The sequence below is a fragment of the Streptococcus sp. SCPM-O-B-15294 (M123) genome, assembly GCF_058200455.1.
In genome coordinates this window covers 92,980-104,189 of the sequence record NZ_JBYQGU010000007.1, presented here as the reverse complement: position 1 = coordinate 104,189, position 11,210 = coordinate 92,980, and the positions used below count along the sequence as shown (strand labels likewise).

12 protein-coding genes are annotated in these 11,210 nt (G+C 38.1%); 10 read left to right on the top strand and 2 right to left on the bottom strand.

The window, feature by feature from the left end; genetic code table 11:
• The 6 genes from mnmG to rpsD all read left to right on the top strand — a co-directional run.
• The coding region (mnmG, locus tag AC3E8G_RS06300) for a tRNA uridine-5-carboxymethylaminomethyl(34) synthesis enzyme MnmG (protein WP_490677283.1) at window positions 1-1,804 on the top strand (1,804 nt) is incomplete at its 5' end.
• Window positions 1,805-2,017: 213 nt separating this feature from the next.
• Entirely contained in the window at window positions 2,018-3,994 is a 1,977-nt protein-coding gene (locus tag AC3E8G_RS06295) for a GGDEF domain-containing protein (RefSeq protein WP_490677282.1), read from the top strand.
• Window positions 3,991-4,443 carry a 50S ribosomal protein L9 gene (gene rplI / locus AC3E8G_RS06290; protein ID WP_048715073.1) on the top strand — a complete coding sequence of 151 codons (453 nt, stop codon included), beginning with the start codon at window positions 3,991-3,993 and terminating at the stop codon, window positions 4,441-4,443. Before AC3E8G_RS06295 ends, rplI begins: the two co-directional genes overlap by 4 nt.
• 24 nt (window positions 4,444-4,467) lie before the next feature.
• Complete coding sequence (gene dnaB / locus AC3E8G_RS06285; RefSeq protein WP_061564521.1) at window positions 4,468-5,823, top strand: replicative DNA helicase; 1,356 nt, start codon at window positions 4,468-4,470, stop codon at window positions 5,821-5,823.
• 3 nt (window positions 5,824-5,826) lie between these two features.
• Window positions 5,827-6,099, top strand: coding sequence for a Veg family protein (locus AC3E8G_RS06280; RefSeq protein ID WP_048715069.1), 273 nt, complete (start codon window positions 5,827-5,829; stop codon window positions 6,097-6,099).
• Between the two features lie 579 nt (window positions 6,100-6,678).
• Window positions 6,679-7,290, top strand: a complete 612-nt coding sequence (gene rpsD / locus AC3E8G_RS06275; RefSeq protein WP_003009175.1) for a 30S ribosomal protein S4 — start codon at window positions 6,679-6,681, stop codon at window positions 7,288-7,290.
• Between the two features lie 163 nt (window positions 7,291-7,453).
• On the opposite strand, the gene AC3E8G_RS06270 is transcribed toward rpsD, so the two are convergent.
• Together AC3E8G_RS06270 and AC3E8G_RS06265 are read right to left on the bottom strand one after the other, a co-directional pair.
• Window positions 7,454-8,617, bottom strand: a complete 1,164-nt coding sequence (locus tag AC3E8G_RS06270) for a tyrosine-type recombinase/integrase (protein ID WP_490677281.1) — start codon at window positions 8,615-8,617, stop codon at window positions 7,454-7,456.
• A 390-nt stretch (window positions 8,618-9,007) separates the two neighbouring features.
• Window positions 9,008-9,451: a helix-turn-helix domain-containing protein gene (locus AC3E8G_RS06265; protein ID WP_490677280.1), complete on the bottom strand. Its 444-nt coding sequence runs from the start codon at window positions 9,449-9,451 to the stop codon at window positions 9,008-9,010.
• A gap of 203 nt (window positions 9,452-9,654) precedes the next feature.
• Here AC3E8G_RS06265 and AC3E8G_RS06260 point away from each other — a divergent pair, with 203 nt between their 5' ends.
• The 4 genes from AC3E8G_RS06260 to AC3E8G_RS06245 all read left to right on the top strand — a co-directional run bounded on the left by AC3E8G_RS06260 (window position 9,655) and on the right by AC3E8G_RS06245 (window position 11,175).
• The gene (locus AC3E8G_RS06260; RefSeq protein WP_070449596.1) at window positions 9,655-9,852 is read left to right on the top strand and encodes a helix-turn-helix domain-containing protein; all 198 of its coding nucleotides are present in this window, start codon (window positions 9,655-9,657) and stop codon (window positions 9,850-9,852) included.
• A 549-nt stretch (window positions 9,853-10,401) separates the two neighbouring features.
• Window positions 10,402-10,602 (top strand): hypothetical protein, encoded by a 201-nt coding sequence (locus AC3E8G_RS06255; RefSeq protein WP_023919961.1) that lies wholly within the window; start codon window positions 10,402-10,404, stop codon window positions 10,600-10,602.
• Window positions 10,603-10,703: 101 nt separating this feature from the next.
• Complete coding sequence (locus AC3E8G_RS06250; protein WP_070449594.1) at window positions 10,704-10,895, top strand: hypothetical protein; 192 nt, start codon at window positions 10,704-10,706, stop codon at window positions 10,893-10,895.
• Window positions 10,896-10,908: 13 nt separating this feature from the next.
• Window positions 10,909-11,175: a MerR family transcriptional regulator gene (locus tag AC3E8G_RS06245; protein WP_023919956.1), complete on the top strand. Its 267-nt coding sequence runs from the start codon at window positions 10,909-10,911 to the stop codon at window positions 11,173-11,175.
• The last annotated feature ends 35 nt before the right edge of the window (window positions 11,176-11,210 follow it).

Here is an 11,210-nt window from a genome sequence, read left to right as displayed (position 1 = left end):
AACCATCAATATCGAAATGTTGGCGTTTTTGCCATGTAATCCTTCGATTGGTGGTTCTGCAAAAGGGATTGTGGTCCGTGAGGTAGATGCTCTCGGTGGAGAGATGGCCAAGAATATTGACAAATCCTATATTCAGATGAAAATGTTGAATACAGGAAAGGGCCCAGCAGTTCGTGCGCTTCGTGCTCAAGCAGATAAAGAGCTCTATTCTAAGGAAATGCGCAAGACCGTTGAGAATCAAGAAAACTTGACCCTTCGCCAAACCATGATTGATGAAATTTTGGTAGAAGATGGGAAGGTTATTGGTGTTCGAACAGCGACCCACCAAGAATATGGGGCCAAGGCTGTTATTGTCACGACTGGAACAGCTTTACGTGGAGAAATCATCATTGGGGATCTCAAGTATTCATCAGGCCCTAACCATAGCCTTGCTTCTATCAATTTGGCTGACAATCTCAAAAATCTAGGACTAGAAATTGGACGGTTCAAAACGGGTACGCCACCGCGTGTAAAGGCATCGTCAATCAATTATGAAGAAACGGAAATTCAACCAGGTGATGAGAATCCAAATCACTTTTCTTACAATTCGCGTGACGAGGATTATTTAAAGGATCAAATCCCTTGTTGGTTAACCTATACCAATAGTCAAAGCCACGAAATCATCAACAGCAATTTACACCGAGCTCCAATGTTTACAGGTGTTGTAAAGGGAGTTGGACCTCGCTATTGTCCATCTATTGAAGATAAGATTGTTCGCTTTGCGGATAAGGAACGCCACCAGCTATTCCTGGAACCAGAAGGACGCAATACAGAAGAAGTCTATGTCCAAGGCCTGTCAACCAGTTTACCAGAGGATGTGCAAAGAGAACTGGTTCATTCAATCAAGGGATTGGAAAATGCTGAAATGATGAGAACGGGTTATGCGATTGAGTATGATATGGTTCTTCCACATCAGTTGCGGGCAACTTTAGAAACCAAGAAAATCTCAGGTCTCTTTACAGCAGGCCAAACTAATGGAACATCTGGCTATGAGGAAGCTGCTGGCCAAGGGATTGTGGCAGGGATTAATGCTGCGCTAAAAATTCAAGGAAAACCAGAGCTCATCTTGAAACGAAGTGATGGCTATATCGGAGTCATGATTGATGACTTGGTGACTAAAGGGACAGTTGAGCCCTATCGTCTTCTGACTAGTCGTGCTGAATATCGTTTGATTCTTCGTCATGATAATGCAGATATGCGCTTAACAGAAATCGGTCGCGAGGTTGGTCTAGTGGATGACGAACGTTGGGCACGTTTTGAAACCAAGAAGTATCAGTTTGAAAATGAAATGAAGCGCCTTGACAGTATCAAGCTAAAACCTGTAAAGGAAACGAACGAAAAGGTGGCAGCGCTAGGTTTTAAACCATTGACAGATGCTGTCACAGCCAAAGAATTCTTGAGACGACCAGAAGTATCTTATCAAGATGTTGTTAACTTTATCGGACCAGCAGCTGAAGAACTAGATGATAAGATTATCGAGCTGATCGAAACTGAAATTAAGTACGAGGGTTATATCTCGAAAGCTTTAGATCAGGTTGAAAAAATGAAGCGAATGGAAGAAAAACGAATTCCAGCCAATATTGATTGGGACGACATTGACTCCATCGCAACAGAAGCTCGTCAAAAATTCAAATTGATTAATCCAGAAACGATTGGTCAAGCTAGCCGGATTTCAGGTGTCAACCCAGCTGACATTTCTATCTTGATGGTGTATCTTGAAGGCAAGAGTCGGAGTATTTCTAAGAATCAAGAAAAAGAATCCTAACTTATTAGGATGTAAATATGTGGAAGAAGTAGCCAAATAGCTACTTCTTTTCTCGTTTTACTGTATATTTACAATAGTGTAAATATGCTTTACACCGTTTGACAAATGAGCGACCGGACCTTGATCGCTGTCAGCTTTTTCTTTGGTGGAAAGGCTTGACGGGCCTCGCTTTTTCTTATGTTTTATGGTATAATGACCCAACAGAGGTTTATGATGAAAAAATTTCGTATGACGCCTATCCATTATTGTATGGTAGGTTTGTTAGCATTTATTGTATTAGCCATTAGTTCCAGATTATTGGGTGGTACAATTGCAAATTTATTTGTGATTCTGTTGATTCTTTCCGGTGTCATCTATCTCTTTCTTCATCAATTAAAGCAAGTAGAATTGGATGAGCTAGAACAAATTCAATATGTCAATCATCAGGCTGAAAATGGGTTGGCCTCGCTACTGGATAAAATGCCAGTTGGTGTAATCAAGGTAAACGGTGAAACCAATGAAGTTGAGTGGTTCAATCCTTATGCGGAGTTGATTTTCTCTACTGAGGATGGGCAATTCGATGTGGAATACCTGCAACAAGTGTTGGCGATTCCTTTTGAAGGGAAAGGCCATTATGCAACCATTGGAGATAAGAAATATTCTGTTTATCTAGATTCCCAGGCCAGTGTCGTTTATTTTTTTGATGCGTCTAGTGAGTATGAGGCCAACGTCGGTCTTGTAACGACTAGGCCGGTCATCGGGATTATGTCCGTAGACAACTATGATGATTTAGAAGATGTTGTGTCTGATTCAGATATCAGTAGTATCAATGGTTTTATTGCAAACTTTGTTGAAGAATTTTCGGAAAAATACCATATGTTTTACCGAAGAGTCGGGATGGATCGCTTTTATCTTTTTACCGACTATACCGTTCTTGAACAATTAATCGAATCCAAATTTTCTATTATTGACCAATTCCGTGAGGAAGCGAAAAATCGTGAATTACCCATTACGGTAAGTATGGGATTCTCATACGGAGATGGCAATCATGATGAAATTGGTAGAGTTGCTTTATCGAATCTAAACTTAGCTGAGGTTCGAGGGGGTGACCAAGCGGTTGTAAAAGAAAAAGAAGAAGGTAAGGATCCTATTTTCTTTGGAGGGGGGACAGCTTCTTCTATCAAGCGCACCCGTACACGTACTCGTGCGATGATGACAGCTATTTCTGAAAAATTTAAATCGGTTGATCAGGTATTTGTTGTTGGCCACAAAAAATTAGACATGGATGCTTTGGGGGCATCGATTGGGATGCAATTATTTGCAAACAATATCAACGAACGCTCTTATGCTGTTTATGATGATAGGTCTATGGCTCAGGATATCAAACGAGCGGTTGAAAAAATTCAATCAGATGGAGCGACTAAACTAGTAACGGTTTCAGATGCTCTACGGATGGTAACCGATCAATCCCTTTTGATTATGGTAGACCATTCGAAGACAGCTCTCACGCTTTCAAATGATTTGTATGAGAAGTTTCACCAAGTCATTGTCATTGACCACCATAGACGGGATGAAGATTTCCCTGAAAATGCCATGATCACTTATATTGAAAGTGGCGCAAGTAGTGCCAGTGAGTTGGTTACGGAATTGCTTCAGTTCCAGAATTCTAAGAAGAACCGCTTGAATAAGATTCAAGCCAGTGTTTTGATGGCTGGAATTATGTTGGATACCAAGAGTTTCTCTGTTCGCGTAACGAGCCGTACATTTGATGTAGCTAGTTATTTACGAAGCCGAGGTAGTGATAGTGTCCTCATTCAGGAAATTTCAGCTATTAACTTCGATGAGTACCGCGAAGTTAATGAATTGATCCTAAATGGTCAATTAGTTTTCCCACATATTATTGTGGCAACAGGCGCAGCAGATGTTCCTTATGGAACGGTTACCATTAGTAAAGCAGCCGATAGTATGTTGGCCATGTCTAAAATTGAGGCGACCTTTGTCATTGCTCTGAATGAACAAGGAAGCATTTCCATTTCAGCTCGAAGCAGAAGCAAAGTCAACGTGCAAAAAATTATGGAGCAAATGGGAGGCGGAGGCCACTTTAATTCGGCGGCTTCTCAATTGGAAGATGTAACCATCGATCAAGTTCGTACCCAATTGATTGACTGTATTCAAGAAGAGGTCCAAAAGGATAAGGAGGAAGAAGAATGAAAGTTATCTTTTTAGCAGATGTAAAAGGAAAAGGAAAAAAAGGGGAAATTAAAGAAGTCCCAACAGGTTATGCTCAAAACTTTTTGATCAAAAAGAATTTAGCCAAAGAAGCTAACGCCCAAGCGATTGGGGAGCTTCGTGGTAAGCAAAAATCTGAAGAAAAAGCCCATGCGGAATTAGTCGCAGAAGCGAAAAACATTCAAGCGAAATTAGCAGAAGAAACGACCGTTGTCCAATTTACAGAAAAAATTGGTCCTGATGGACGTACATTCGGTTCGATTACCAATAAAAAAATTGCAGAAGAACTACAAAAACAATTTGGAATCAAAATCGACAAGCGTCACATTCAAGTGGCTTCTCCAATTCGCTCTGTCGGCTTGATTGATGTGCCTGTTAAAATTTATCAGGATATTACAGGTATTATCCAAATTCGGGTAAACGAAGGTTAAGTAAATCGTTAGAAAGGAATGACTATGGCTGAGATAGAAGAATTAAGAACCCAGCCTCAAGATATCCAAGCAGAGCAATCTGTCTTAGGAGCCATCTTTATTGATGAGGGAAAACTGGTTTTTGTTCGTGAGTTTATTGAGCCAGCAGATTTCTTTAAATATGCCCATCGGTTAATTTTTAAGGCGATGATTGACCTTGCAGATAGGGGAGATGCTATTGATGCGACGACCGTTCGCAATATTTTAGATAGCCAAGGGGACTTGCAAAATATCGGTGGCCTCTCTTATCTAGCTGAAGTTATCAACTCTGTTCCGACCTCAGCCAATGCGGAATATTACGCAAAGATTGTTTCCGAAAAAGCGGTTCTAAGACGCTTGATTGCCCGTTTAACGGAGAGCATTAATCAAGCCTATGATGGAGCGAGTCCGTCGGATGAGATTATTGCAGGTGCAGAAAAAGCTCTGATTGATGTCAGTGAAAATGCCAATCGAAGTGGTTTCAAGAATATCAAGGATATCCTAAATATCAACTTTGGAAGTCTTGAAACTCGATCATTGCAGACAACGGATATTACGGGGATTGCAACAGGTTATCGAGATCTTGATCATATGACAACAGGTCTTCATGAAGAAGAGTTGATTATTCTTGCAGCTCGTCCAGCGGTCGGTAAGACTGCCTTTGCTCTAAACATTGCCCAGAATATCGGAACCAAGTTGGATAAAACAGTTGCTATTTTCTCGTTGGAAATGGGGGCTGAAAGTTTGGTGGACCGGATGTTGGCAGCAGAGGGCTTGATTGAGTCTCATTCTATTCGTACCGGTCAGTTGACAGATGATGAGTGGCGGAAATATGCCATTGCCCAAGGAAATCTAGCCAATGCCAGCATTTATATAGATGATACTCCTGGTATTCGGATTACAGAAATTCGGTCTCGTTCTAGAAAGTTAGCACAAGAAACAGGTAATCTTGGCTTGATCCTTATCGACTACTTACAGTTGATTACAGGGACAGGACGTGAAAACCGGCAACAGGAAGTCTCAGAAATCTCTCGTCAATTAAAAATTTTGGCGAAAGAATTAAAGGTTCCCGTAATTGCCCTTAGTCAGCTATCTCGGGGAGTTGAACAACGACAAGATAAGCGTCCGGTTCTATCAGATATCCGTGAATCAGGATCCATCGAGCAGGATGCAGATATTGTTGCCTTTCTATACCGTGATGACTATTATGAACGTGCAGGTGAGGAAGAAGAAGGCTTGCCGAATAACAAGGTTGAAGTCATTATTGAAAAGAACCGTTCGGGAGCACGTGGGACAGTGGAGTTAATCTTCCAGAAAGAATATAATAAGTTCTCCAGCATATCAAAGAGAGTAGAGGAATAATGGATGAGTGATGCATTTACAGATGTAGCAAAAATGAAAAAAATCAAAGAAGAAATCAAGGCTCATGAAGGTCAAATTGTGGAAATGACCTTGGAAAATGGTCGTAAACGTCAAAAAAATAAGTTTGGTCGATTAATTGAAGTCTATCCTTCTTTGTTTATTATTGAGTACACAAATGAAAACAGTTTACCTGGTGAACCAGCAGCAACCTATGTTGAATCGTATACTTACTCAGATATTTTAACTGAGAAAAATTTGATTCATTACTTAGACTAATCTAGCTAGGGTGAGCTATAACTTCCAACCGTCTCTTCTTGGAGATGGTTTTTTGATGTTCTGAACATATTATAAACATTTGTTGTGTAAATTTATTGACAAAGATGTCAATTTCACAATCGAATCTGTAAATATTAGACAGGGGGATCTTTTGAAGAGAAGTCTCATCTATATTCTTCAAATCACTAAAATAGGGGAACTTAGGAAGTTTTTAAAACAATCATGATTGACAAGTTGTAAAAAAAGTGTAAAGATTCCTGTAAACAGATAGGATAGGGAAGTGAATACATGTATATCAAAGTCAAAATATGTGATTTAGAAAGTCCTTAGCTAGAAAACCTCATTTTGCTTTTCATTTATAGAAAGAAATCAAAAAAATGAGAAAGCAACTTTACAAGGGCCGGTATTGGTGGTATAATAGAATTTGTGCGAAATGACAGCAGGACAAAATGAAGCTCGTCAACAGGAAGCCAGCTAGAAAAGTAACCTTTGCTGTTTGGGCGAAGGTTTTCTGAACGAATCAGGTTTGTCTAAAACGTTATTTCCTACAAAAATTATTTTTATAGGAGGACATTTCAAATGTCACGTTATACAGGACCATCTTGGAAACAATCTCGCCGTCTTGGCTTGTCACTTACAGGTACAGGTAAAGAATTGGCACGTCGTAACTACGTACCAGGTCAACACGGACCAAACAACCGTTCAAAATTGTCAGAATACGGTTTGCAATTAGCTGAAAAACAAAAACTTCGTTTCTCTTACGGACTTGGTGAAAAACAATTCCGTAACTTGTTCGTACAAGCTACTAAGATCAAAGAAGGAACTGTCGGTTTCAACTTCATGCTTCTTTTGGAACGTCGTTTGGATAACGTTGTTTACCGTCTTGGACTTGCGACTACTCGTCGTCAAGCTCGTCAATTCGTTAACCACGGTCACATCCTTGTTGACGGAAAACGCGTTGATATCCCTTCATACCGCGTAACTCCAGGTCAAGTGATCTCAGTTCGTGAAAAATCAGCTAAAGTTCCAGCTATCCTTGAAGCTGTTGAAGCAACTCTTGGACGTCCAGCATTCGTATCATTCGATGCTGAAAAATTGGAAGGTTCATTGACTCGCTTGCCAGAACGCGATGAAATCAACCCAGAAATCAACGAAGCACTTGTCGTTGAGTTCTACAACAAAATGTTGTAATATCTTTTTAACTATGATAGGCTGGAAAGCCTTTAAACAAAGCACTTTAGGTATTTTCCCTAGAGTGCTTTGTTTCTTTTTACTACCCTTTTAGTTACCTATGACTAATTTTTGTATAGTAAGAGGGTGTACCTTTTCAGGTTCACCCTGTATTTTACTGTATTTATAAATTGCTGATTGCCGTTTCAAATATTGAGACGGCTTTTTTTGCGCCTTCTTTTGTAGCGTGGACGTATGTATTTAATGTCATTGTTATATTAGAGTGGCCTAGTCTATATTGCAGATCTTTAGCCTCTATTCCAGCGTAAAGCATAATAGTAGCATGGGTATGACGAAAACCATGAAAACTTATATCGGGTACCCCAGCACTCTTAAAATGCCCCTGTAGTCTTTTTCTCAATAAGCAAGCGTAAGCGTATTTAGTAGTAAAAGGTGTGAACACAATATTTTCAGACCTTCCCAGCTTCCAACATTCTACTTGTTGGCGCTTTTTATACTGCTTTAAAAGTGAGATAGTCGCTGGATCTATTTCAATATCTCTTAGGCCTGCTTTTGATTTAGGGGTATTTGTTTCTTGATATCTGTTTAAAGTCTTAGATATACTGATCGTACCTGTTTTGAGGTTTATATCAGACCATTCAAGGGCTAGAGCTTCCCCAATACGGCAACCACTGGCCAGCAAAGTTTTATAAAGAACGTAATCAAAAAGATTTTCATATAAATTTAGATCCAAACTATCAAGATAGGCTAGAAATTTCTTTAATTCTTGATTGCTAAAAAATCTAATCTTTTGTTCTTTTGCTTGTTGCTTACGCGGAATAATAACATCACGGGCTGGATTGTGCTGGATCACTTGCATAATAACTCCATATTGAAGTATACGGCGGTTAATATTGTTTAGAAAACTATAATTTGCGTATGCCCCCTTCTCCCCTCTATTCGCTTTATCTGCCCATTTATTTACTTGTTGCTGAATAATAGGGGTAGTTAAGCTATTTAGTTTATAATCGCCAAAAACGGGCAAAATATGAAGCCTTACAATACCCTCCATAGATTGTTGGGAGTTTGGTTTGATTGTGTTCTTATAACTCTCCCACCATAGAGCAACTAACTCTCTATAAGTAGTGATCGTTGGTTTATTTTTAGCACAATATCCATTGTTGGCAAAAGTATTAATAGCTTCCCTAGCCTTGATTTTGACTGCCGTTTTAGTATTAGCCGTAATAGTGGTACGGGACTTTTTCCCCGTCATCTGATCTACACCTAAATAAACACTAGCACGGTAGACAGTTTGGCCATTCTTTTTTACTACGGTTTTGATATTCATTTTTCTTTCCTTTCCTTTCCATCAACAGGCAAGCGGATAGGTGAGAAAAGAAAACTAAATAAATGTGACAACGTTGTCACTTTTCAAGTTTATTAAATGCGACCATGTGGTCGTATTTGCCATTTCTTGGGCTTTCTAAATTATGGGACGTCCCATAATTTCAAATTACCCAACGTTGAGTAATTTGAAATCGTTCAACGTTGAACGATTTTATCTTATGTTGCAACGTTGCAACATTTCGAAACGTTACGAAATTTGATAAACGACAACGTTGTCGCTTTTAGTTTAACGAAAGTGATCTTGAAACTGTACTTACTAAACTAGTGCTTGATATTTCCCAATGTTGGGAAATTTAAATAGGGTAAATTGCATTTTTAGAATGTCGAAACGTTACGACTTTTTATTTTTAAAAGTATCTACCAGTTCAGATAGCAACCTTAACTCACTATTTGTAGTTTTTTTATCTTTTACAAAATGAGTTATGTTTTCTATATAAAAATATCTATTATTATTTTCTAAAGAAGCCCCCACTAGTCCTTGGGGTGTAATTTCTTGGAAATCGTCTTCATCACTAGGAAAATGCTCTGGATTTTGGTGAACTAAGTCGGACAGGGGTTTATTAGGTTCATCAGTATAACCTAGCAAATAGCCCACATCAACTTTAAAATAATCTGCTAAAAGTTGAGCTTTCTCTGGCTTGATCTGTCTCTCATTCTTTTCCCAGTATATGTATGTTCGTTTTGTTACACCTATTTTGTCAGCTATCTCTTGTTGAGTAACTCCAACTTTTCCATTTTCTTCTTTATTAAGCCTAAGTTCTTTGAGTCTATTCATTTATAAGTTACACCTTTCGAGATTATTATATCACGTTTTAGTTTTATAGTGAAAAAAAATTACAACTTTTTTTTAAAAAACTATTGACATTGAACAAAAAGTGCAATATAATAATCGTGTCAGCAGATGTTGAACAAAAATTACAACTTTTCAAGATGAACACCTTTCATTTTATTGGAGTTGATATGTAAAGGAGGTAAAGCATGAGAAATAACATGCGCTTATTATTAGCAAAGCAACGGAAAAAAACTTCTGACGTTGCAGAAGCTACAGGAATATCAAAAAGTACACTAACGGCATTATACTATGAACGGGCAAAAAGTCCAACGTTAGATACTTTGAAAAAAGTTTCAAGTTTTCTAGGGGTAACTATTGATGAATTTCTAGATGTGAAAGAATAGGAAGGATACATAATGGATACATGATTTTGAAAAAAGACAACAAAAAAAGTCAAATACTCGCCTTCGCCAAAAATTGAGTATATGACTTAAAAGAAACAGGTACCTAGAAAGAATACTTTTCTAAATACTTTTTATGTACCTAGTATATCAAAAATTAGAGAGGTACACAAGATGAAAGGAAAGAAGTTTTCCCATTATCCCCGCTTACTAAGTAGGGCAGTGACACTAGTTTCACAACTATACCATGGAGAAATTACAAGATCTGATTTTGACGTCTTTTATAAAAGACTTGGAGATCAGATAGAACATGAAAAAAAATTAAAATAAATAATCACTTATTAAACAGGCAAGCGGATAGGTGAAAAAAGAAAACAGTGATAAGAAAAGTCATGCTGACAGGACAATTTAAAGGCTTTGTTTAGAAAAAATGTGGGTGATTTCCCACGAAACACCACTACAAGCGTTCGCCAACTTGGGGCAATAGCCTAGCGTTTGGAGTGTTGCTAACTCAGTATAGGAAACGGCAATTGAAAGGAACAAGAAAACAATATGACAGTAAAAACAAATGATGTTTTGGTTGAGTATGAAAGGATTTGTTCACAGTTGAGTGAAATTCAACTAGTCTTAGAAATGGCTAGTATGGAAGACGGTAAAAATTCATCAGCTTTATTAAATACTGTAATTCAAGCTATAAACCAACTTATTTTAGAACATACTGAACAGGCCAATAATTATAGAAAGATGATATAAATGGATATCTATCCATGAAAAACCGCTATAAACCGCCTAAAGATCAGGAAAAAGCTGATTTAGAGACGTGTAGAAGTTAAAAAGAGAATGAGGGAAATAAAATGAATGAATGGAATTTACCAACTGACAAAACCATTATTTTACTTGTAATTCTATTTAAAATTGTATGGAAAATATGGAATAGACCAAGTCCAATCAAACTAGTTGAAGAAAAAGAAAAGGTAGAAGTTTCAAAAGGATTAAATCCAGATTATGGGGCTTATGTTTGGCTAGCTGGCAAGCGTTTTAATTGAAAGGGGTAAGGATATGGAATTACTTTCAAAGGAAATTCAATTGGAATGGCTTCAAACTCAAAAAGAGACTTTAGAAACCCTTGTGAATTTAGAAATGGAACGAAAAGGGAAACTAGATCTTATTACTAGAGAAGAATTAAAAGAGGCCCTAGGAGTTTCAGGAGAAACACTAAGAAACTGGGAAATGATGGGTTTACAACGTTTTCAAACTCCTATGGAGAGAGCTAGAAAAGTTTATTACCGCCCAAGCGATATTTATTTATTCTTATCAGTGAGGTAGAAGAAATGGAAATACAGTATTTTGAACCGTCTATA